24 protein-coding genes are annotated in these 22,114 nt (G+C 59.0%); 4 read left to right on the forward strand and 20 right to left on the reverse strand.

Going from position 1 to position 22,114, the window contains the following annotated elements; all coding sequences use genetic code 11:
- Positions 1-10 precede the first annotated feature (10 nt).
- The 7 genes from trbJ to ACX3M4_RS13610 all read right to left on the reverse strand — a co-directional run bounded on the left by trbJ (position 11) and on the right by ACX3M4_RS13610 (position 7,300).
- The gene (gene trbJ / locus ACX3M4_RS13580; protein WP_459359083.1) at positions 11-721 is read right to left on the reverse strand and encodes a P-type conjugative transfer protein TrbJ; all 711 of its coding nucleotides are present in this window, start codon (positions 719-721) and stop codon (positions 11-13) included.
- Positions 711-3,170 (reverse strand): conjugal transfer protein TrbE, encoded by a 2,460-nt coding sequence (trbE, locus tag ACX3M4_RS13585; protein WP_459359084.1) that lies wholly within the window; start codon positions 3,168-3,170, stop codon positions 711-713. Before trbE ends, trbJ begins: the two co-directional genes overlap by 11 nt.
- Positions 3,164-3,421: a VirB3 family type IV secretion system protein gene (locus tag ACX3M4_RS13590; RefSeq protein ID WP_459359085.1), complete on the reverse strand. Its 258-nt coding sequence runs from the start codon at positions 3,419-3,421 to the stop codon at positions 3,164-3,166. The genes trbE and ACX3M4_RS13590 overlap by 7 nt, the downstream gene beginning before the upstream one ends.
- Positions 3,421-3,702, reverse strand: a complete 282-nt coding sequence (locus ACX3M4_RS13595) for a TrbC/VirB2 family type IV secretion system protein (RefSeq protein ID WP_459359429.1) — start codon at positions 3,700-3,702, stop codon at positions 3,421-3,423. Before ACX3M4_RS13595 ends, ACX3M4_RS13590 begins: the two co-directional genes overlap by 1 nt.
- 62 nt (positions 3,703-3,764) lie before the next feature.
- Positions 3,765-4,745 carry a P-type conjugative transfer ATPase TrbB gene (trbB, locus tag ACX3M4_RS13600; protein WP_459359086.1) on the reverse strand — a complete coding sequence of 327 codons (981 nt, stop codon included), beginning with the start codon at positions 4,743-4,745 and terminating at the stop codon, positions 3,765-3,767.
- Positions 4,738-5,262 (reverse strand): CopG family transcriptional regulator, encoded by a 525-nt coding sequence (locus ACX3M4_RS13605; protein ID WP_459359087.1) that lies wholly within the window; start codon positions 5,260-5,262, stop codon positions 4,738-4,740. Before ACX3M4_RS13605 ends, trbB begins: the two co-directional genes overlap by 8 nt.
- A gap of 10 nt (positions 5,263-5,272) precedes the next feature.
- Positions 5,273-7,300: a conjugal transfer protein TraG gene (locus tag ACX3M4_RS13610; RefSeq protein WP_459359088.1), complete on the reverse strand. Its 2,028-nt coding sequence runs from the start codon at positions 7,298-7,300 to the stop codon at positions 5,273-5,275.
- A 391-nt stretch (positions 7,301-7,691) separates the two neighbouring features.
- On the opposite strand from ACX3M4_RS13610, the gene ACX3M4_RS13615 reads away from it, so the two are divergent.
- Together ACX3M4_RS13615 and ACX3M4_RS13620 are read left to right on the forward strand one after the other, a co-directional pair.
- Positions 7,692-8,042 carry a helix-turn-helix transcriptional regulator gene (locus tag ACX3M4_RS13615; protein WP_459359089.1) on the forward strand — a complete coding sequence of 117 codons (351 nt, stop codon included), beginning with the start codon at positions 7,692-7,694 and terminating at the stop codon, positions 8,040-8,042.
- Positions 8,039-9,349: a type II toxin-antitoxin system HipA family toxin gene (locus ACX3M4_RS13620; RefSeq protein WP_459359090.1), complete on the forward strand. Its 1,311-nt coding sequence runs from the start codon at positions 8,039-8,041 to the stop codon at positions 9,347-9,349. Before ACX3M4_RS13615 ends, ACX3M4_RS13620 begins: the two co-directional genes overlap by 4 nt.
- Before the next feature lie 15 nt (positions 9,350-9,364).
- Here the strand turns inward: ACX3M4_RS13620 and ACX3M4_RS13625 are convergent, their stop codons facing one another.
- From ACX3M4_RS13625 to ACX3M4_RS13670, 10 genes are all read right to left on the reverse strand, one after another.
- A complete protein-coding gene (locus ACX3M4_RS13625; RefSeq protein WP_459359091.1) occupies positions 9,365-11,404 on the reverse strand; it encodes a DUF3363 domain-containing protein in 2,040 nt (679 codons plus the stop codon).
- 250 nt (positions 11,405-11,654) lie between these two features.
- Positions 11,655-12,134: a S26 family signal peptidase gene (locus ACX3M4_RS13630; protein ID WP_459359092.1), complete on the reverse strand. Its 480-nt coding sequence runs from the start codon at positions 12,132-12,134 to the stop codon at positions 11,655-11,657.
- Between the two features lie 20 nt (positions 12,135-12,154).
- Complete coding sequence (locus ACX3M4_RS13635; protein WP_459359093.1) at positions 12,155-12,625, reverse strand: DUF2840 domain-containing protein; 471 nt, start codon at positions 12,623-12,625, stop codon at positions 12,155-12,157.
- Positions 12,618-12,836 (reverse strand): helix-turn-helix domain-containing protein, encoded by a 219-nt coding sequence (locus tag ACX3M4_RS13640; protein WP_459359094.1) that lies wholly within the window; start codon positions 12,834-12,836, stop codon positions 12,618-12,620. The genes ACX3M4_RS13635 and ACX3M4_RS13640 overlap by 8 nt, the downstream gene beginning before the upstream one ends.
- Positions 12,837-13,069: 233 nt before the next feature.
- Entirely contained in the window at positions 13,070-13,396 is a 327-nt protein-coding gene (locus ACX3M4_RS13645) for a DUF736 domain-containing protein (protein WP_459359095.1), read from the reverse strand.
- Between the two features lie 727 nt (positions 13,397-14,123).
- Positions 14,124-15,839, reverse strand: coding sequence for a ParB/RepB/Spo0J family partition protein (locus ACX3M4_RS13650; protein WP_459359096.1), 1,716 nt, complete (start codon positions 15,837-15,839; stop codon positions 14,124-14,126).
- Between the two features lie 126 nt (positions 15,840-15,965).
- Positions 15,966-16,514 carry an antirestriction protein ArdA gene (locus ACX3M4_RS13655; protein ID WP_459359097.1) on the reverse strand — a complete coding sequence of 183 codons (549 nt, stop codon included), beginning with the start codon at positions 16,512-16,514 and terminating at the stop codon, positions 15,966-15,968.
- Positions 16,515-16,968: 454 nt separating this feature from the next.
- Entirely contained in the window at positions 16,969-17,397 is a 429-nt protein-coding gene (locus tag ACX3M4_RS13660; protein WP_459359098.1) for a Ros/MucR family transcriptional regulator, read from the reverse strand.
- Between the two features lie 407 nt (positions 17,398-17,804).
- Complete coding sequence (locus ACX3M4_RS13665; RefSeq protein ID WP_459359099.1) at positions 17,805-18,908, reverse strand: Fic family protein; 1,104 nt, start codon at positions 18,906-18,908, stop codon at positions 17,805-17,807.
- Between the two features lie 645 nt (positions 18,909-19,553).
- Positions 19,554-19,793 carry a helix-turn-helix domain-containing protein gene (locus tag ACX3M4_RS13670; protein WP_459359100.1) on the reverse strand — a complete coding sequence of 80 codons (240 nt, stop codon included), beginning with the start codon at positions 19,791-19,793 and terminating at the stop codon, positions 19,554-19,556.
- Positions 19,794-19,905: 112 nt separating this feature from the next.
- Here ACX3M4_RS13670 and ACX3M4_RS13675 point away from each other — a divergent pair, with 112 nt between their 5' ends.
- On the forward strand, positions 19,906-20,196 hold the full coding sequence (locus ACX3M4_RS13675) for a hypothetical protein (RefSeq protein WP_459359101.1): 291 nt from the start codon (positions 19,906-19,908) through the stop codon (positions 20,194-20,196).
- A 452-nt stretch (positions 20,197-20,648) separates the two neighbouring features.
- Here ACX3M4_RS13675 and ACX3M4_RS13680 read toward each other — a convergent pair whose 3' ends face one another.
- Positions 20,649-20,864 carry a helix-turn-helix domain-containing protein gene (locus ACX3M4_RS13680; RefSeq protein ID WP_459359102.1) on the reverse strand — a complete coding sequence of 72 codons (216 nt, stop codon included), beginning with the start codon at positions 20,862-20,864 and terminating at the stop codon, positions 20,649-20,651.
- Between the two features lie 55 nt (positions 20,865-20,919).
- Between ACX3M4_RS13680 and ACX3M4_RS13685 the strand changes: the two genes are divergently transcribed.
- Positions 20,920-21,255 (forward strand): DUF2285 domain-containing protein, encoded by a 336-nt coding sequence (locus tag ACX3M4_RS13685; protein ID WP_459359103.1) that lies wholly within the window; start codon positions 20,920-20,922, stop codon positions 21,253-21,255.
- Positions 21,256-21,266: 11 nt separating this feature from the next.
- On the opposite strand, the gene ACX3M4_RS13690 is transcribed toward ACX3M4_RS13685, so the two are convergent.
- Together ACX3M4_RS13690 and ACX3M4_RS13695 are read right to left on the reverse strand one after the other, a co-directional pair.
- Positions 21,267-21,704: a DUF2285 domain-containing protein gene (locus ACX3M4_RS13690; protein ID WP_459359104.1), complete on the reverse strand. Its 438-nt coding sequence runs from the start codon at positions 21,702-21,704 to the stop codon at positions 21,267-21,269.
- Between the two features lie 139 nt (positions 21,705-21,843).
- Positions 21,844-22,089 carry a transcriptional regulator domain-containing protein gene (locus tag ACX3M4_RS13695; protein WP_459359105.1) on the reverse strand — a complete coding sequence of 82 codons (246 nt, stop codon included), beginning with the start codon at positions 22,087-22,089 and terminating at the stop codon, positions 21,844-21,846.
- Positions 22,090-22,114: the final 25 nt, after the last annotated feature.

Below are 22,114 nucleotides of genomic sequence, written 5' to 3' on the forward strand. Positions count from 1 at the left end.
TGGGTTTCCGTCAGTGCGGTGAGTACGCGGACCCGCTCCCCATGAACTGTTTGAAGCGGGCCTGGCCACGCTCGCGGGCCGCAAGGGCGTCGGCCTCGGACAGGGCTTCGGCGCGTGCGGATGCCGCAAGAAGGCTCTGGAGTTGCATCGATTGTTTTGCGGCAAGGGCGGTCAATTGATTGCCTGCCTGAACGGCCTGGAGATTGCCAACCGCCCCTTGGCTTTCGCTGATCAAACGGTCAAGCGCCGCAGCATCGGACCTGATTTCACCGACGACGCTCGCCTGGACTTCAAGTGCGTGCCGGAAGCCTTCGCGTGCCAGGTTCCAGGTCGCCCGGGCATCCTGCAGGATCTTGGATGTTGAAACGCCGCTTTCATATTGATCGGGGAAAAACTGCCGGTAGGTGCTGTCGATCTCCGAAAGCTGGTATGCGATCCCCTGCGCGTCCTGGATGAGACGGTCCACCTGATTGAGTGATCCCTGGAGTTCGCCGGCGATCGAGAGCGGAAGATTGGCGAGGTTCTTCGTCTGATTGATCAGCATCTGCGCTTCGTTCGAAAGCTGCAGGACCTGATTGTTGACTTCCTCAAGCGCTCGGGCGGCCGACAGAACGTTTTCCGCATGGTTCCATGGATCGTAGACCACCCGCCAGGCCGCGGTTTGCCCAGGCAGAATTGCAATTGTTGCGGCAAGTACGCCGATGAGAAAACTACGCGTCATCAAAGGTCTCCATTGTTTTCTGATTGGTGGAATTATTTGCCAAGAGGTCCGCGGCCCATTCGAGCCCGCGATGACGCAGCCAGGCTTCGGCAAATGCCGCTTCGCCATGCAAATCAAGAAGCTCATCCATCAGCAGGTGATCCTGCCTGCCGGAGGCGGCGAGAAATGCGAGCGCAAGTGGTCCCGGATTGAGTTCAAAGAGCCGGTTGCCGCGGCGGGACTGGTAGTAGTAGTCGCGTTTCGGCGTTGCTCTCGCGATGATGTCGATCTGGCGGCCGTTCAGTCCGAAAGCTTCGTAGATCGCTTTTGCCTGGGGTTCGACCGCGCGGTCGTTGGGTAGAAATATGCGGCTTGGGCAGCTTTCGATGATCGCGGCAGCGATTGACGAACTCGCAATATCCGATAGGCCCTGCGTTGCAAAAACGACCGCGACATTGCGCTTTCTGAGTGTCTTCAACCATTCGCGTATGCGTGCTGCGAATGCGACGTGATCCAAAAACAGCCAGGCTTCATCGAGGATCAGGAGCGCCGGCGATCCGTCGAAGGTTTGTTCCAGCCGATGAAAGAGATAGGTGAGCACGGGAAGAACCGCGCCATCGCTCTGCATCAGTTCTTCCATTTCGAAGCACTGAACCGATCCAAGTTTCAACCGGTCCCGGTCGGCATCGAGCAATCGGCCATAGGGTCCTTCGAGCGTATAGGGAAGGAGCGCCTGGCGCAGCTCGCTGCTCTGCAGAAGCGTCACTAGACCCGTCAGTGTGCGTTCATGCTGCGGCGCTGCGCCCAGGTTTGAAAGCGCGGACCAGACCGCATCCTTGATCTCCGGCGAGACCGGGACCTGTTCCTGGGCGAGCAATCCGAGAACCCATTCCTGGGCGAAAGAACGCTCGGAGATAAGGTCGACATTCACGAGCGGCTGGAAGGCGAGATCGTATTTCTGTTGGCCCTCGCCGCGCCCAAGATCGAAATAGGCGCCGCCCATGCCGAGCACGCTTGCCCGTGCCGATCCGCCCTTGTCGAAGATCGTAACCTGCGCATTCGGATAGCGCCGGAACTGCAGGGCGATCAGCGACAGCAGCACCGACTTGCCGGCGCCGGTCGGCCCGACAACGATGGTATGCCCGACGTCGCCGACATGCGTGTTGAGGCGAAAGGGTGTCGTGCCATTGGTGCGAACGGTCAGGAGCGGCGGACCGTTCAGATGATCGTTGCGTTCCGAGCCGGCCCAGCTTGCCGAGAGCGGCATCATGTGAACCAGGTTGAGCGTGTTGACCGGGGCAGCGCGGACGTTCGCATAGACATGCCCGGGCAGCGAGGAGAGCCAGGCTTCGACCGCGTTGAGGCTTTCCTCGATTGTCGCAAAGCCCCGGCCGTCCATGACGCGCTGTGCGGCCCGAAGTTTTTGATCGGCCTGGTATTCGTCTTCGTCGCTGACGACAAATGTCGTCGTGACATAGCCATAGGAGACGAGATCCGCGCCGACTTCCTGAAGGGCAGCATCGGCGTCCGCCGCCTTGTTGTCCGCGTCGGTATCGACCAGAACCGATTGTTCGTTGGTCATGACCTCCTTGATGATCGCGGTTATGGATTTTCGTTTGGCGAACCATTGGCGGCGGTATCTCCGGATCATCCTTTCGGCGGCCGGTTTGTCGAGCGGTATGAACCGCGTCATCCAGCGGTAGGAAAAGCCGAGGTGATTGAGGTCGTCGAGAATGCCGGGCGTGGTCGCGCCCGGAAATCCGAGAGCGGTGAGGGTTCTGAGATGCCTGCCGCCGAGTTTCGGGGAGAGCCCACCGACAAGGGGCGTATCGGCCAGCACCGCATCGAGGTAGGCCGGGATTTCGGGCACTGAAACAGGATGCCGGCGAACCGAGATGCAGTTATGCAGGTAGGTCAGGGTTTCGGCATCCGAAAGCGGGATTGCTTCGGGCATGATCTGCTGCAGGAGATCGATCGCCCGGTCTGTGCGACTGAGGAAGCTTTTGAGGTGGCCCTGATAGTCTCCTTCCTTACCATGACCTGCTTGTTCGACCAGATAGCGTTCTGCACGATTGACGGTCTCCGCCGGCGGGAGCCAGGTGTAGGTGAGGATGTATGAACTCTCAAAGAGGGCGTCGGCCTCTTCGAACGCGGCTCTGCGTTCCTCATCGACCAAAGCCGACAGGGGATCGGGAAATTTCGAAAGAGGATAGCGTGCTGCTTCGTGCCGGTCGGCCTCGAAGAAGAGGGCCCAGCCCGATCCGAACCGTCTCAACAGGTTATTGAGCCGGGCTGTGACCGCGACGAGTTCGGCCTCTGTTGCGCTTTCAAGATCCGGTCCGCGAAACCGCACCGAACGCTGCAAGGATCCGTCCTTGTTCAGGACGATGCCAGGTGCGACGAGGCAACCCCAGGGCAAATAGTCCGCAAGGCAGGCCGGCTTCTTGCGGTATTCGGCAAGGTTCAACATGAAAGATATCCTTTGTGGCGGATATGGCGGGTAAGGACTTCCATGAAGGCGGGGTCCTTGCGGGCGGCGAGGACCGCGATCACGTGCCCGATCAGCCAGACGGCGGTGCCGGCGCTCCAAAGCTGAAGCCCAAGTCCGAGCGCGGCTGCCAGAGTGCCATTGGCGATCGCAACGTTCCGCGGCACGCCGCCCATCAGGATCGGCTCGGTCAAGGCGCGGTGGAGCGGGATTTCAAAACCTTCTACGGCCATCAGATGAGCGCTCCGCCCGCGAAGGAGAAAAAGGACAGGAAGAAGGACGTGGCGGCGAAGGCGATTGAGAGACCGAACACGATCTGGATCAGGCGGCGGAACCCGCCGGAAGCTTCACCGAAGGCAAGCGACAGGCCGGTGATGACGATGATCATCACCGCGACGATGCGTGCGACAGGACCTTCGATGGATTCCAGGATCTGGGTGAGAGGGGCTTCCCAGGGCATGCCGGACCCGGCGGCGTAAGCCCGGCTGGTCAGAGAGAGAACAATGGCCGGCATTGCAGCGAGCCTGGCAAACCGGTGAAGCGGCATGATCGATCGAGTCATTGAGGGTTCCTTGGTCAGACGGTTGGATTGGGTGGCGAAGGCGTCAGGGGGGCCAGGCGATAGTCGCCGTTCGCATCGAGGCCCTTGAGGGCTGCGACCGTCTCGACCCGTCGTCCCGGTCCTCTTCCCTTCAGAAAGACGACGATGTCGATCGCCTCGGCGATCAGGCGCCGCGGCACGGTGATGACGGCTTCCTGGATGAGTTGCTCCAGCCGGTAGAGACCGGCCTGACCCGAATTGGCGTGGAGCGTCGTGATCCCGCCCGGGTGTCCGGTGTTCCAGGCTTTCAGCATGTCGAGGGCTTCCGGTCCGCGTACCTCGCCGATGACGATGCGATCGGGGCGCAGGCGTAGGGTTGAGCGGACGAGATCCGCAAGCGAGGCAACACCTGGCTTGGTGCGCAGGGTCACGCAGTCCTCAGCCGCGCAATGAAGCTCGCGCGTATCCTCGATGATGATCACCCGGTCGCCGCCACCTGCAACCTCGGCCAGGAGCGCATTGACGAGGGTTGTCTTGCCGGAGCCTGTGCCACCGACGACCACGATGTTTTGCCGCGTCTCGACAGCTTCGATGAGAGCGGCGGCTTGAAGCGGGGTGACGATTTGCGAAGCGACATAGTCGCTGAGGCGGTAGAGAACCCTTGCCGGTTTGCGGATCGAAAAACAGGGACCTGTCACCACAGGCGGAAGCAGACCTTCGAAGCGCTCGCCTGTTTCTGGCAATTCCGCGGAAACAATTGGTGCGTTCGCATGACATTCCGCGCCGATATGGCTGGCGACCAGGCGAATGATGCGTTCGGTTTCTGCGGGCACAATCGTTAGACCGGTTGAAATCCGGCCGTTGCCGTGCCGATCGAGCCAAAGCCGTCCATCCGGATTGACCATGACTTCGATCGTCAGATCGTCGGCAAGCGCCTCGGCGATCTTCGCTCCCAGCGCCGTTTCAAGCATGGCCCGGCGACGGCGGCGGACTGTGGCGTCAAGCTGCTCACTCATCACCACTCTCCCGGTTTATGCTTGGCGGGTTTACGTCTTCCGGTTTTTTGTACTGGTCACCGCGGACATTCCGCAGCGCTTCGATCTCGGCCTCAGTGAAGAATTCGCTTTCGTCCGCGCTGACCTCTTCGAGGACATCGCGGATCATGTTTTTTCCGCCTGCGATGCGCCGCGCGAGCTGCCTGGTAAAATATTCAAAACGTTCCTTGCCGAGCGCCCGGGCTGCCTCCTGATCGGCATTCGGCAACGGCGGCGTGACGGTCAAAAAGAAGCGGATGAAGAGCGCAAGCGTCTCGGTCGTGATGGAAAGATTGCGTTCGAGCCGGTCATGGTGCCGGCTCATCCGGTCGAGCCTGCGGATCAGGGCGCCGTCGCGCTGGTCGTCGAGTTCCTTGGAGAAAAACCCCAGAAGCGCTGCTTCGACGATTGCGGCCTTGGTGACACCCGGACGTTTTGCGGCGATTTCGACCCGTTCGGAGATCTCGTGCGCGATATGGACATTCAAGCGGGGTTTCATCGGTTTTCCTTCAGAACCTGGGCATCAGATCGTCGTCGGACTGGTCCATCGCGTGGGCACGGCGAATGGCGGCGGTATCGCGGTTGACGTCCTTGAGACGCGTTGCTGCGCTTTCGTCGAAATCGTCTTCCAGGAGACCGGCATCCGGGGCTTGGTCCGGCTCGATTTCGGCAGGATTTTCTTCCCCCAGCTCCGGCTGGCGCTTCAGTCCGCCGTCGTCTTCACCAAAACCGAATGTCTCGTGCTCCTGCGGATCGGCGGTTGCAGCCGTGTTCATTCGAACAGCACCCGACCAGTCGTCAGGTCTGGGTGGCGGACGGTCCCGATAAGGACCGTCCGCCTTCAGGCCAGGCGGGGGCAGCACCCGGCCCGAAAGGTTTTCATCTTCGAAGTAGCGGAGTTTCTGGGCCCGGATCGGCGGATGGCCGGAGATCATGACGATCTCCTGGTCTGCCGGCAGCTGCATGATTTCGCCGGGTGTCATGAGGGCACGCGCGGTTTCCTGCCGCGAGACCATGACATGGGCGAGCCAGGGCGCGAGGCGGTGGCCGGCATAGTTCCGCTGCGCGCGCAGTTCCGTTGCCGTGCCAAGAGAGTCCGAGATCCGCTTGGCGGTGCGCTCGTCATTGGTGGCAAAGGCGATACGAAGATGGCAATTGTCGAGAATGGAATTGTTCTCGCCATACGCCTTGGAAATCTGGTTGAGGGACTGGGCGATCAGGAAGCTGCGCACGCCGTAGCCGGCCATGAAGGCAAGGGCGTTTTCGAAAAAGTCGAGCCGTCCGAGAGCCGGGAACTCGTCCAGCATCATCAGGATCTGATGCTGACGGGATTTGCTCGCACCGTCCTCGAGGCGTTCGGTGAGGCGGCGGCCGATCTGGTTGAGGATCAGCCGGACGAGCGGCTTGGTGCGCGAGATATCGGACGGCGGAATGACCAGATAGAGAGAAACAGGATGATTGCCGTCCTTGAGATCGGCGATCCGCCACTCGCAGGCACTGGTGGTCTCGGCGATGGTCGGGTCCCGGTAGAGGCCGAGGAAGGACATAGCGGTAGAGAGCACGCCGGAGCGTTCGTTTTCGGACTTGTTAAGGAGCTCCCGCGCGGCTTCGGCGACGACCGGATGAACCTTCGGGGCCTTATCCGTGCCGAGATGGTTGGTGCGCATCATGAGACGCAGGGTGTGTTCGAAGGAACGTTTGGGATCGGAGAGGACAGTTGCGACCTGCGCCAGGGTCTTGTGCTCTTCGGCATAAAGGACATGCAGGATGACGCCGACGAGGAGGGAGTGGCTTGTTTTCTCCCAGTGGTTCCGCCGCTCCAGCGCGCCTTCCGGATCGACGAGAATGTCCGCGATATTCTGGGCGTCTCGGACTTCGCTCGGGCCTTTCCGGACTTCCAGGAGAGGATTGTATTTGGCGCTCGCCGGATCGGTCGGATTGAAGAACAGGCAATGGGAAAAGCGCGACCGCCATCCGGACGTGAGCTGCCAGTTTTCACCCTTGATATCGTGAATGACGGCCGAGTGCGGCCAGGTGAGCAGCGTCGGAATGACGAGGCCGACGCCCTTGCCGGAGCGGGTCGGGGCAAAACACATGACATGTTCCGGACCGTCATGGCGCAGATACCGGTCCTTGAGCTTTCCGAGAAAGACCCCCTTGTCGTCGGCAAGCCGGGATTTGGCGATTTCGGTCCGGGTTGCCCAGCGGGCGGAGCCATAGGTCGTGACCAACTGGTTCTGGCGCGCGCGCCAGAGCGATCCGGCAATTGCGACTGCGACACCGGCGATGCCTCCGGAGGCTGCGATCAATCCGGCTCTGTGGAAGATGTCCGGCGCGTAAGCCTCATAGGCGTACCACCACTCGAAGAGACGCCAGGGCAGGTAGATCTTCCATCCGGCTATCTCGAACCATGGGGGTCCGAGGCGCGGCTGGTTTTCAAGCGCGACTGCGGCCCATTGTGTTGCTCCCCAAACGGTTCCGATGACGATCGCAATGACGATCGTTATCTGGCCGAGAAGAAGTCTGGTGGGGGTCATGGATCTTTCGCCGTCCGTTGAAGTCGGGCTGAAGATCGTCGGATTTCCGGTTTTCAATCAATGAGATCGACCCCAGGATGGTCCAAGGGAGGCAGCGTCAAGAAGGCTGGAGAAATGTGCGCCAGAAACGTCCAGGAAGATTTCGATGAGAGCCCGGTGCCGGCGTCGCTTGGGATTGGTGCGTGATGATTTTGTCGTATTATTCGGGAGGCGACTTGCGATTCCACCGCCACACCCTTCACCTAAATGACATTTAAGTCACTTTTCTCTTGATTTTAGTCTTTGGATGCCAAATTTGGCATTTTACCTTCAAAAACTAGCCTTTCATTAAAATGCCATATGTGTCATCTTAATATCGAATTCGGCATCCTAAACGACAAAGTTGGCACTTATGCAGATTTCCCAGGATAGTTCCGACGAAGCCGTCCTGAAGGAACTTGGCAACCGGCTATCCCGCTATCGCCTCAACCGCGACCAGACACAGGAGGCGCTTGCCGAGGAAGCGGGCATCTCCAAACGAACGCTGATCCGGCTCGAGGATGGAGAGCCTGTCCAGGCCACGAACCTGATCCGGGTCCTGCGCGCGCATGGCCTGTTGCAGAATTTCGATGCTTTGGTACCGGCACCGGCGCTCAGCCCCATCCAGCAAGCAAGGCTGCAGGGCAAGACCCGCAAGCGTGCCTCCTCGCCGCAGGAAGAGACAGAAGAAAAGTCCTCCTGGTCCTGGGGAGATGAGACATGACGACGGCGGTGGTCAGGCTTTGGGGCCGGGATATCGGCGCGGTCAGCTGGGACGCGGAAGGGTCAGTCGGCAATTTCGAATACGATCCGGCCTTCCGTTCGAGCGGTATCGAGATCGCCCCGCTGACGATGCCGCTTTCAAACCGGATCTACAGCTTTCCCGCCCTGCCGCGTCCGACCTATCACGGATTGCCCGGCCTCCTGGCGGATTCCTTGCCGGACGATTTCGGAAATGCGCTGATCAATGCCTGGCTCGCCCGCCAGGGCCGGTCACCGGAAACATTCGATCCGGTGGAGCGGCTTTGTTACACGGGAACCCGGGGCATGGGCGCACTTGAGTATCAGCCGGCCCGTGGCCCGGCGCTCGACCAATCGGTGGAAGTCGATGTCGCGGCCCTGGTCGATCTTGCCAGCGAGATCCTGACACGGCGCAACAATCTGCAAGGCTCGTTCCTACCGGACGAGCGGGAGGAGACCCTGCGGGACATCTTGCGTGTCGGCACGTCCGCGGGCGGGGCGCGCGCCAAGGCCATCATCGCCTGGAACGAAAGGACCCACGAGGTCCGCTCCGGCCAGGTCGCGGCCGGCGACGGGTTCAGCTACTGGCTCTTGAAGTTCGACGGGGTCTCCGGCAACCGGGACAAGGAACTCGACGATCCGGCCGGCTTCGGCCTGATCGAATATGCCTATTACCGGATGGCCAAGGAGGCGGGCATTCAGATGAGCGACTGCCGGCTCCTGGAGGAAGGCGGGCGCAGCCACTTCATGACTAAGCGCTTTGACCGGACGGAGACGGGAAGCAAACTGCATATGCAGTCGCTTTGCGCCATGGCGCATTTCGACTTCAAGCGCGCCGGCGCCTATTCCTATGAGCAAGCGCTGCAGACGATCCGCAGGCTCGGTCTTTCGATCGAAGCGGTCGAAGAACAATTCCGGCGCATGGCTTTCAATATCGTCGCCCGGAACCAGGACGACCATGTCAAGAACATCGCCTTCCTGATGGACCGCACAGGACACTGGTCGCTGTCGCCGGCCTATGACATGACCTACAGCTACAATCCGCAGGGCGACTGGACGAGTTCCCACCAGATGACGCTGAACGGCAAGCGCGACGGCTTTACCATGAAGGATTTCGAGGCCTGCGCCCGGCTCGCCTCGATGAAGCGCGGGCGTGCCAAGGAGATCCTTGCCGAAGTCCATGCGGCGGTGCTGCGCTGGCCGGAGATCGCCGAAGAGACCGGCGTCGATCCAGGCCGCATTCGGGAGATCAGGAATAATCAGCGGCTGACAATTGCCGACGGAGACTGACTCGCATTCACTTGATCAGAGCCCGAGCCCGCGTTTGCGGGAGACATCGAAGGAGATGCCCGATCCGCTGAGGCGCCCGGACACCGTCTTGCCGAGCTGCCGCTCCAGGGCCGGCCGCCAGGGCACCAGCGTGAACTCTTTCGATTTCTCCAGGATCGCGAACCGGCCGCTCGCCAGTTTGACCGAGCGTTTGTAGACGCCTTCAAAATGCGCGCCGTCCGGCGTCCCGGTAAATGCCAGGCCCATTTCCTTCGAAAGATTTGCCCCAGTAGCCTGGAGCTCTCTTTGCCGCAGGAATTGCAGAAGATTTCGCCGGTAGCGGATCCCCTCGCCCTGCCTTTCCGCCAGGCCCTGGTCAATCAGCTCCTCCTGCCGGCGCGCCAGGGCGGAGCGTGTCAGATCGCCGAAGCGCCCGCTTCTCAATGGGAGCGGACCTGCCTCGGTCAGTTGCCGGTCAAGCCATGTCGCTCCTTCCGCACTGACTTGAGCGTCGAGCGAGAGATAGCAGAGTGTCGTGATGCGCGCCGGAAAGCGGGCTGCACTCAAGGCGGCACCGGCAATTCGTTCCTCGAATTTCTCCGGAATGTCCCAGGAGCCGTCCGAATGGCGCTGGACAATATCCTGGCGCCTCAGCGCTTCAAGCCGCCTTGTGTGTGCCTTGAGATATTCCGGAGATGCAGTGCTGTCGTGGTGCCGGTGCAGGTCTTGCGAGTAGAGTCCCGCATTCTCTCTGGCGACTTCGGCAATGGTGCGATCCGCTTTCTGCAGGCCGCGGCCTGCAGGTTCGACTTCGACCAGAGCTCCAAGGGGAAGATCCTCCATATCCTGGCGTGGATCGAGGGCTATGTGATGCACACGGCCGTCCGCCCCGTCGACCAGAATGTAATGCCCGTCGTTGAGCTCATCGTGCAGGCCGCGGTCGACAATCCGGCCAGTGACTTTTTTGGCGCGCGGATCGGCCGGATCGAAGATGGCATAATCGGCAGCCCCCACATCAAGTCCAGAGGCTTTGAGGCCGGCCGCTTTCAGACCGCGATGCATGGTCTTGATGATATCGCCACGCTCCCCAGCCCGGCGCAACGTCGTTTCAAGATGCGGAGAGAGCTGCCACCGGCCTGGAGCGAGTTCATGTGCGAGGCCGCGCTGCTCCAGGACCCGAAGACGTGCGGTTTGCAGCGTTTGTTGCCTGCGCTTTTCGCTTGGGCTTGTTTCGGTGCGCAGTTCCAGCACTCCGTCTTCGGCCTGGCGGAGGAGGCGCCGGTCGAGATCGGTGAAGCGGTCCTGATCGACCTGCCGCTCAAGCTTGCGATGGAGGTCCTGTTGGGTTTGGGGCCCGAGTTCCAGCGTCAGGAGTTCGCTGGCGCGCTGGCGCATGCCATGGCCTATATAGTCCCGGGCGATCACAAGATCCTGGCCCTGATCGTCCTTGCCACGCAGCAGAATATGGGAGTGAGGCTGGGCGGTGTTGAAATGATCGACGGCCACCCAATCGAGCCTGGTGCCGAGATCCTGTTCCATGGTCCGCATCAGGTCGCGCACGAAGGGTTTGAGATCCTCAAGCTCGATCGCGTCTTCGGGCGAGACGATGAAGCGGAACTGGTGCCGGTCGCCCTCACTGCGATGAAGGAACGTGCCGCCATCCGCCTCGTCACTGGCCGCGTCATAAAGCTGTCCCGGCTCGTGTTCCCTGGAGACGCCATCGCGCTGAAGATATTTGAGATGCGCGCGCGCGGCTCCTAAACTGCTCCCTCCACGGCCCCCTCCCCGGCTTGCCAGTTTGACGATCCGGGACTTGATGACGACACGGCGGGAGGCGGGACCGAACCTGTGACCGGCGCGATGCCGGTTCAGCCAGTCGTTGCCGCGCCCGATCCTCCTGCCTGTGAAGTCGCCCGATCGATTGGAACCTGTTCCCGTTGCCCGTTCAGCGGACACCTGATGCAGCACCTTGTTGAGGAAGCTTTTGCTCTTGGTGCCGCCCTGGCTTCGAATGCGCCCCGGCTTCGGCCGGAAGCGGTCATCCTTGTCCTTGTCCTTGTCCCTGTTTCTGGTCATGTCTGTTGGAAGCCTGGAGCCAATTGAACGAAGCAAGGGCGATCTGCTAGCTTGCACCCGGTCTTCTTTTGAGATTTCAGAAGCTTGACCTGTTTCACCTGCACCTGAGGCCTGCCGCCTGGTGCAGGTGAAACCTGATGTGCAGACCGGTGCTGAAGGTGTCTTGCACCCTCCCCTTTTATCTTGCCATCCGCCGCCTTCATCCAATTCAACTGCTTTGAGCCACAAAGCCCGGCCAGGCCCTTCGCCCTTATTGCCATATCGGGAGGTTCAGACGTGTCGCACGCCCGACAATCCGGGAGCGGTCGACGATGCCAAAATACCGGCTGTCGAATGACTCCGGATGCGGCTGCAGCACGAAAATCTGATGATCCTGCAATTGGTGACAGCCTTGCCAGCGGGGCAATTGCCAGCCGTTTTTGCCTTTTGTTTTTGCGTTGGCGGCCAGGACCCCGTTGATGAAAATCCTGTTGTTCCAGCGGCAGACCAAATCGCCCTTTGTGGCTGCGATTTGCTTGATCAGGGGAATGCCGGGGGGAAGATAGCGGCGCACTTCGATGAGGTTTTTGAGCCACTCAGGTGGTTCGATCAGCACATAATCTCCGCGCCGGGCAGGCATCTGGTCGACCCGGTAGAAGCCGGTCGGTGCGCTTGCCGAGCCGTTATAGACGAGCTTCAGCGGCAGGATATTCGTGCCGGCGTTTCCCATTGCAAACAGGCAGGCTGCCATCGCAACAAGTACTGGCGCTCTCATCCGCGCACCCTGTCTGATGCCTGGACAGCTCTTTGCTGACCGATGGAATAGGGACGGAACCCGAAGCCCGTCAGGCTGCGATTGTGGAGATGCCGGTAGTAGGCGGGCGAGATTTCCGGAAGCGCGAAGCCGCTTGTTTCGAGGGCATCGAGATGCTTCAGGATGCGCTTTACACGCGCCGCACCACTCAACTGCAGCAGGATTTCGGCACCTGGTCTGACGCCTTGAAGACGGGTGATTGGCTCTCCCGGTCTGGCCGTCCTGCCGACCGCAAGGCTCCAGATTTGCGTCCCGAATTCATTGGCCGTCCAGCGCAGGTAGCCGAAGAGTGCTCCGGGTCTGAAGACGGCAAGCGCGCGTCTTTTGTCGAGCGTGAGGCGCTGTCGCGGTGCGCCGAAGCGCAGCCGGTCATTGCGGAATTCGGGATAAAAGACCAGATCGACGACGGTCAGAAATTGCTCAGACATCCGAGGTCGAATCCTTCTTTCTGAGGTTCGACCAGTCGTTGAGATCGTCGATGTGATAGCGCACGTGGCGACCGTGTTTGCGGTAGATCGGCCCGCCGCCGTAGACGCGCATCTTTTCCAGCGTATTGGGTTTCAGCTTCAAGAAGCGCGCCGCTTCCCTCGTAGTGAGGAAGGGACCGCCGTCGACTTCATGGGGAGTGTGATCGCTCATGGCCGCTCCTGTCGTTGGACGCCGGAGCGGCGTGTCCGTCGGCAGGGGTGCCAAAGGACGGAAGGCTGCTCCGGGGACCGCCAAGATCGGCGAAGCGGAGCCACTTGAGCACCGGCGAAAACTTGTGGGGCCGGTTTTCGCCGGGGAAGAAGCCGGAGCGATCGCGCGGACCTGCGAAGCGGTATTTCAAAAAGTTGCCCCCGCGCCGCCTGGCGCGGGGGCTTTTGTTTGCCTCAGGCCGGGTTCCAGAGGATCGCCATGAGGTTTTCGTTTGCTTCGCCTGCCGCCCGGCCGAGATTGGCGAAGATCCGCTGCGGTCCGAATTCGGGGGCTGCGAAGGTCAGGGAGATATAGGATTTTCCGCTGACTTTGCCGGTCCGGTTCCAGCCGCCGCCGATTTCGATACGATCCTCTGTGAAGATCCGGAAGTCGGGCTGGCCGTCGCTTTCCTTGGCCTCGTTCGGCTTGATGCTGATGCGCTTTTTAAGGCTCATCATGGAGAGCGTGCCTTCGAAAGTGCCGTTTTCCGTCTTCGTTACATATCCAAGTGCCTGTGCCATTTTCTTCATCTCCTGGTTTCTGCCGCCTCGGGGCCTCTCCCCTCGGCTGACGCGGGACCGGAAATGGCGGGCGGGGACCGGGCGAACCCGCAAGGGCCGCAGCAAAGCGGAGGACTGCCGGAGAGCGGTTTTTTGGGGGCGTCAGCCCCATGCGCGAGGAAGTCCGCTCGAAGAAGTGGACGGGGAAAAAACCGCAAAGCGGCAGTTTCGCCCGGGCACCGTTCGCCATAGGTCCAACAAGCAAAGCCGGAGGGGAGAGGTCTTGAGGCAAGGAGTGCGCCGGGGTGCGGAAATGGCCAGGCCGGGCAACGGATACGGGGGGAAGTGATACGGATTTCGATTGCCGCAAGGAGCTCGACATTAGCCTTATGCTGGCTCCTCAGTGTGCACAGTGACAGGGTGGGAGCCCGGGCCAGCAATTCCGGTTCAAGCGATCCCGCCCTTCGATTGCGGCTGGAACCAGACCGCTAAAGTCAGCGGATAATCCAGTATCTCGCGTCGCTGCCCGCACCGTCTGCGATGAACTTCAAGGGGCCTCTCGCCGTCTGTAATCTCAGCTGGTCGGCAGTTCAGATCACTGGAAATCCTCATGGTGATCCCATGGAACCGATCATCAAACAAAGCCCGCGCCGGATCGGCGCGGGGGGCATTTTGGACGGATGATGAACCGCGCGGCGAGGTGCGAAGCTTCTGGTTTGGTGAAAGCTTCGCCCCCCGCCTTTCCTCTTCAGCCGGAATGCTTTTTGGCACGATCCGCCATGTCGCCAAGCCGTCCAGCTCCGGCATTGGTGTAGGCCGCGAAGGGGAATTTGAGGTAGCGCGGCAGCCAGCTGGGGTTTTCGCCATCGTCTTTCCGTGTGTTCAGGCTGTCCCGGATCGCCTGTTTATGGACTTTTGCCGTTGCGCCGATTTTGGCATTTGCGACCTCCCTGCCGCCGGTTTCGACGAGGATTTCGTGGAGGGCCGACTTGTCGCGCAGAAGGTCGAAGAAGGCGTCTTCCGGCTCCCAGAGCTTGGCCATATCCACCGCCAGATGATTGCCGATCTGCTCGGTGATGCTGGAACCGGCGCTCAGGGTTTCAGCCATGACGAAGGTCAGGACGCGCAGGATTTCGTCGTCGGAGAGGGCAATCAGTTTGGCGAGGAGCGCTCCGATGCGGGTATCGGTGCCGTAGGGACGCGCGAGCGATTTGCTCTCCTCAGTGAAACCCAGCAGAGCCAGGACTTGGCTTCGCTCGCTGTCGAATGCTGCTTGTGCCTTTGAGTTTGCAAGACTTTCAGCGGTTGTTTCCCGGTCGGCTTTTTGCGGTTCCGGGCGGACCTGCCAGAGGTCCGATCCGCAGATGGCGTGGGCGGCGATGGCGCGCAATGCCAGTTGCGGTGCGCGCAGCAAAGCAAGGCGCACAGCGGCATGGCGGTGAAGTTCGATATAGTTCTGTGCGACGGCGGTGAGCTCGGGACGAACGGCGGACGTCTCGCTGTCTTCCTCGCTCGCAGGATCGAGGTTTTTGAGGCGCCGCTCGTGTTCCTTGCGGGTGAGGTAACCTTCGTGGAAGGTCACCTCGCCGTTGGGTCTGACTTCCACATAAATCCGGCCGCCGTCCTGCTTTTCGGTTTCCACGTGATCCCAGCGCTGGAAATATGCACCCGGTTCGAGCAAGACAGTTTCCTGCCAGCCGTCTGATTTGAGGGCTTCGCAGCGCTCGGCGATGGCCTTGTTCTGCAGCTGCCAGAAGAGATCTGCGTCGGAAAAGTAGCCACTGTCGCCGAAGAGATCGGTTACGATCTCCCCGGAATAGGCGTCGGGGGAGAAGAGGGCTGCTTCGAGTTTGAGTTCGCTGCCGAAGAGCCATTGTTTGAGGCGGCTGCCACGCGGTTCGCGCTGCTCAGGATCGTCGAAAAGTTTCAGCCAGTCGGCTTGCTGTTTTTCGGTTGCGAGGGTCAGGTGCCGGATGGTTTCGGGATCGATGTCGCCTTCGCGGTAGGCCTTCCGGATTTCGGGCAGGAGCGAGCCGAGGGCGAGCGAGCGTTTGACCATGATCTCGGTGACGCCGAAGATCGTGGAAATTTCTTGGACGTTCCGTCCTTCGGCCTGCAGCCGGGCGAAGGTTTCGAAGCGTGTCATTTCATCGGGCGCGAGGCGGGCGACGTTTTCGATCAGTGAGGCTTCGAGCGCTGTGGCGTCGTCGTCTTCGGCCATGATGGCGCAGGGAACCGGCGCGACGTCGCCACCTTCCTTTTCGATCTTCTTGAGGCAGTGGAACCGCCGTCTTCCGGCGACGATTTCGTAGCCGCTGTCGTTCTTGCGCACGAGCAGCGGTTGCTGCACGCCTCTGGCGCGGATCGAGGGCAGGATGTCGGAGATGTCGGGCGCTTTTTTCGCATGGCGCATGTTGAGCGGCGATACTTTCAAGTCGCTAAGCGGAATATGTGCAAGTTCCATTGGAGTTGCTCCCTGAGGCGGGCCGGTGCTCTCACCGGGAATTGCTTGTGTGAAAATCGGATTGGGTCGGACCGGTTGTGTGTGACCGGTCCGGTGATTGCGATTGGCAAAGAATGGGATCCGGGCTCAGCGGTTCCAGAAGACGTGGACGTCTTCGAAGCCGAGTTCGAGTGTGAAGACTTCGCCGCCGAGCTCCATGTCGCGGGCGATAGCCTGGTAATCGATATAGTTGGCGAGCCGGTCGGGGATGTCTGTGGTTTCTTCGACGATGTCCTGCGCGTAGTCGGCGAGCGAGCGATAGCAACCGGCGTAATTGTCGAAGGCCTCTTCCGCGTCTTCCAGATCCCCGCAAAAGTGCTGCAACAGCTTGCCGCCGAGGGCACCGCGTTCGGTGATGAACTCCGCGAGTTTCGCGACGGTTTCGATGCTTGTGTATTCGGCGATCTCCGCCCCTTCGAAGCCTTCGTAATCGTGGATGGCCCATTCCTCGGCCTGATCAATTGGCGAGGTTTTCAGCATCTCGGAGATTTCCGCCCTGATGTCTTCTGCGTCCTGATCGGCGCCGATCCACTCCCCGTGCAGGCAGCCGTTATTGTAGGCGGCCAGACAGGCCACATAGATCCGTGGTCCGTGCGCATCGGCTGGTTTCGGTGCCGGTTGGCTATTCCCGTTCATGTCTCAAACCCTCCATTCCGCCGCTTTTCCCCCGAGGTGGGGGCGGCAGAAGGCCCGTCAGCCCCGAGCTTTCAGGGCGCGGCGCAATGGCTTCGGTAGGAGAAAATTGAATACATGGACGCCAAAGGTCCGAAGCCGTTGCGGCGTGACCGCTCGGGGCTAAAAGGGCTGACCGCCCCCACCGGAAGGGAAAAGAAAAAGCAATAAACTTCGCCGGCCAAAAGCCGGCGTCCGCTTTCCGGAGCGACAGCTTCGGACCTGCGACAGGGGGCGACACCGAATGGTCGAGACAAGCCGGAGCACAGCGACATGGGCTCGGTTCATGAGCACCCGGCGCGCGAGGAAAGCGCGGTCGCGAAAAAGTTCAGAAGCCACTCAGAAATGCCAACGGCGCAGCTCTCCTTGAGAACTGCGCCACGGAACGAATTGGGCCTCGCGGAGTGGCTGCGAGGTGTTACTTTTTGGACTTGCTCTGTTTTCTCTGCTGTCCGAGGCCCATTTTCTTTGCAAGTTCAGACCGGGCTGCCGCGTAGTTGGGAGCGACCATCGGATAGTCGGCATCAAGTCCCCACTTTTCGCGGTATTCTTCCGGCGTCACATTGTAATGGGTGCGCAGGTGCCGTTTCAGGGATTTGAACTTCTTTCCGTCTTCCAGGCAGATGATGAAATCCGGGGTGACGGACTTCTTGACCGGAACGGCCGGCTTCAGCGGCTCGGGTTCTGGCTCGACGGAACCGGCTACCGTCTTCTGCAAAGCTCCATAAACTTCGTTGATGAGGCCAGGCAGGTCTGCAGACGCGACGGTGTTGTTGCCGACATAGGCTGAAACGATGTCTGCCGTAAGATCAATAAGGTTTGCGTCGGAACTGTTTTCTTCGGCCATCTTGAAATGATTCCTTCCGTATTAGGCTTGCATGAAAATACACAATAGGCTTCAAGAGTAAATCAGGCAGAATTCAGTTCCAGTCTTTATTTAGTCCAAAATTCCCACCAAAAGAGAGCCGCAATTCAACAAAAGACGAGATTGCATCTAAGATTTTTCGCCAGGCGTTGCCGCCCTTCCCCGAAACCACATGGTCCTTGCTCTCACAAAGAGCCGCCCCACAGAGTGCCGTTGCCTTTCGGCCTTCCGCTGTAGCCATCAGGTGCTGGCATTATTGATGCAGAACGAGTTGAAGTGCCAAAACCGCTGCCCCTCGATCAAAACCGACGCTCTCTCATTCAAGTACGTCAAGCCAATTTGCCCGCATCAACGTGCTGGAGAATAAGCGGCTACGATTTTTTCAACCTTCATTCGGCATAGCTCTCGAAAATTTTCAGCCAATATCGCGTATACCGACGCTCACCCGTTTTGATAAGCGCACTTTTTTGAACGAGGTCAGCAAGATCACGTGTTGTTGTCGGCCGAGTAGCACCTGTAATAGCCATGTAATTGTCAGCACTCAAACCACCTTTAAAGCCCTCGGGGCCTTCCCGGAACATCCGCTCTATTGCCTCTTCCTGCCGTTTATTTAACGATCCGTGCAAGCGATCATAGAGTTTTGTCTTGGCGATCAGAAACTCAATAAGGCGAAGCGAATACGCTTGGGCGGCAAGGATCGTTTCTGCGAAATAGGTGATCCACTCGTCGATCTGAAGCCCTTTGTTCGCTTGCTCCAGGTTCGAGTAATAGTCCTTCTTTTTGGATTGAATCGCGTGGGAGAGCGCTAGCAGCGTTGGTTGCCCAAGGTTTTGAGACAGTGCTTTTTCAGCGATGGCGCGACCAATGCGTCCGTTGCCGTCCTCGAATGGATGAATGCACTCGAAATACAGATGCGCGATGCTGGCGCGTGTGAGTGGGGGCATAGACGTGCTGTGGTTAAACCACTCGATAAAGCGATCCATTTCGCTTTTAACCTGTGCGGAGGGAGGCGCTTCAAAATGGACCTTGGCGGCATACTCTGGGCCGGAAACAATTTGCATTGGCTCGATGTGGGTACGGTAGCGACCGATGTCGTTCAAATCTCTTCGTCCGCTGGTCAGCATCTTATGCCACTGGAATAGCATCTTGTCCGATAGATCCTCGGCATAAGTTTTGTAAAGTATGGTCATCATCTCGGCGATGCCCTGTTCTGCAGGCGTTGGACGTTTGCCGCCTGCCTCCAGTCCGAAGTTTCGCCTGATCGATGCTTGAACGGAATCTCGGTTCAGGAAATCACCTTCGATTTCTGACGTTTTGACGGCTTCAGTGCTGATCAGATCGATGATGAGATCGTCTTTTGCGTTCTGCCCAATATGTTTGAGCGCGCCAACAACGACACCGGATTGCTTCAAAAATTGTGTTTCGAGCTCTTCCAGCTTCGCATTATCATAGCTAAATGAGGGCCAATCAGACTGTTGCCAATTCCATTGCATGATTTATAGAAACCTTTTCTATAAATCACTATATCACAATTTTGCGATTTATAGAATATCTTCCTATGCATCATCCGCTGATGCAATTACCCCTTTCACCCCACCTGCTACCGGCTGCATGGCCCGCTCCTTGCGGGCATCGAGTTTCTCTCAGATGAAGGCAACGGCCCGGGTGCGAAATTTGGCAATCGACCAACTTATTCATGAACGAAGCTGTGAGGTAAGTTTGTCGGATTTCCTGTACTCATGAAGAACCGACCCTCAGCGTGCCGCTGCTTTTCGGTTTTTCACATGCGACATGCAGCTGACAAGAAACACCACTTTTAGTTTTTTCTATTCGATTTTCAGAGTTGAATTTCAGGGGACGCTAAGAGAGCCCGGTTTCTATTGTCCGTTCTTTTCGCAGTTTCGATTTGCACGCCAGCTCATGCTTGAGGCGATCTTGGTCAAGAGGCCATTTGTGAAATGGCGTTTCAGGAACTGAACGCCGATGCCAGATCCAAGGGTGTGAAGTTGATGCGTTGGCTTCCTAAGAATTCAGGTCCAACAAACTTGCCGCCAGGGAGTGAAGCCGACTGGCCGAGACTGGTCTCAAACCAGGTTCGGTTCACGAGCGCCCGGTGCGCGCCGACAGGTGCGTAGGCGTCATTCGCATTTTGTTAGCTTTTTCAGAATGTGAATTGGGTCGGATCCGATCGCTTCGGCAACGTCCAGAAACTCCACCAGGTCCAGCCGTCTCTCCCCTCCTTCGTATTTCGCGACGAAGGATTGTGGTTTGCCGAGCTTGGAAGCCAATTGTTCTTGCGTGAGACCTGCAGCCTTCCGCAGTTGAACCAACTGTTCCAACAACAAGATGTGGCGCTTAGTTCTCAGGGTTTTTGGCATGGAATGAACCGGTCGGGAAATGACCGGATCACCAAATAATCCCAGTTTCGGATTATCCCATTTTGGGATAGTTTGTTCAGATAGACCGAAACTCCCTCTAGGTTGTCATCGCATGAAAAATCCGAATTCGCAGTGCGACTTGCAGCTCGGCCTTCCTTCCAAGTCCTCCACCCTTACCGCCTATGACGCCGCGCATTTCACGACCTATATGCAACTGCTCACATTTGCTTCGGACGGCGTGAGCACGAAGGAAATGGCCAGGGACGTACTCGGTCTCGACCCTCTTGCCGATCCTGCCGTTGCCGACGCAGATGGTGCAACACGGTCCGTCGAGGCGCATTTGCAGCGGGCAACCTGGATCCTGACTTCCGGCTACAAGGAACTCTTCCGGCCGGCCGGCTGAGGATTCTTTACAAGTCACCTAGCGCAGCAAATCCAGGCACCCTTCCGTCACGGGATATCGGCATCGCCGGATTGTACCGCGGATCTGGTCGCGCAGGTGATCGCCGGGCTCCGTCCAGTCCCGATCTGCTCTTTCCTCGACCAACAATGCGAGTGCGATTTCCCGGTGGGTCGCGCCGGTTTTCCTCCTCAATGATTGACCACTTCCTGCTCTACGCCGTGATCCGCTGTACGACCGAAACGCGAAACCGCAAAGCGGACGCTCGATAAACTTTGACTTTCCAAGAATTCAGGCCGCCCCAAATGCCACGCCAGGGAGCGAAGCCGGCTGGACGAGACTGGTTTCAGGCCAGGCTCGGTTCACGAGCGCCCGGTGTACGCCTGCGGGCGCACGGGTGCCTTTAACATTGTCTATGCAGATCGAGTTAATTCGGCGCTGGAAGCTCTGCAGCTTTAGTTTTGCTCTCGGCAAAGTAGCGTTGAAGGATCGATTTCGAGCACGGACGCGAGCTTTTCAATCATATCGATGCTGGCAGCATAGTTGCCGCGCTCCAGAGCGCTGACATATGTCCTGTCGATATCGGCCTCATGCGCCAACGTTTCTTGCGATAAGCCTTTTTTCTTCCGGTAGTAGCGCAAGTTTCGGGCAAAAACGGTTCGTAGCTCCATGCATGAGAGGCCACTCCCTTGCAGAGCATTTCACCACGGAGTATACTCTGCAAAATTGAATATTTCCTACGGGATTCAGTTTCTGGTTGTTGAGCTGGATCGATCAGTAAAGAGCAGGTACGCGCCTTTGGCATCCTCGACAGATTGCTCTCAGATCTCCGTTTCCTCCACCACCCTCACCGCCTACGACACCGAGCATTTCACGACCTATATGCAACTGCTCACATTTGCTTCGGACGGCGCGAGCACGGAAGAGATGGCCAGAGACGTTCTCGGCCTCGATCCTCTTGCCGATGCTGATGGTGCGAAGCTTTCCGTCGAAACCCATTTGCAACGGGCAAACTGGCTCCTGACTTCCGGCTATAAGGACCTCTCCCAGCCGGCCGGGTGAGCCCCCAAACATCAACGCAGCAAGTCCAGGTATCCTTTGGTCATGAGATAGCGGCCCCGCCGGATTGCACGGCGAACCTGATCGCGAAGATGCTCGCCGGGATCCGACCAGTCGCGATCTACTCTTTCTGCACCAAATAATGCGAGTGCGATGTCCCGGTGGGTTGCGCCGGCGAGAGCTCCATCCAGGGCTTGCAGGATGACCGCAAGGCGTTTTGCGCGGGGATGAGGGGGAAAGAGGCGGGGCGGAAATTTTCCTGTTTGGAGGAGCGCATTCAGGGCTTCCAGAGAGGTTAGGCGTCCTACAGCCAGATGCCTCGGCCACAGCGCGTTGGTCTGCAGGGAGAGCGGTACGGACATGTCTGTTGCATTTACCACCAGCTGAAGGCTTCGCCCCGCTTGTTCCAGGAGAACTTGATACTCGTCCTGACCGGTCTGAAGGACGGTCACGTCACAGGGCAACGCTCTGAAGTCCAGTTGCCCCTCCCCTGAGACAGGCTCTGGCCCTACCCCCACCTGTGCCGCTGCTGCTTTTACGGGAAGCACACGGGAGAAGAGATGCGGGTGCCAGAAAACGTTGGCATCCGCATTAAGTGATGTCGCGAAAAAAGGCCCCCCAGTGCATTGGCAGGTGCCCGGGGAGTTGTAGATGTTGCTCCGGCCCGTCCGAGGTCTCGTTGGCTAGGATAAAAATGCGATGGAAATCCTCCTGGAAGTCCTGATTTCTCCGCAGGTATTCCCAGGCCCAGCCGTTTTTCGTCAGCGTATTACAAGCGGCGTAGTTTTCTCTGTCGTGCCAAATGCCTATCCCGGGTCCCGAGGGAGGGAAGCACATGATTGGGAGACCGGCCTGTCGGTTT

The sequence above is a fragment of the Roseibium sp. M-1 genome, assembly GCF_054515675.1.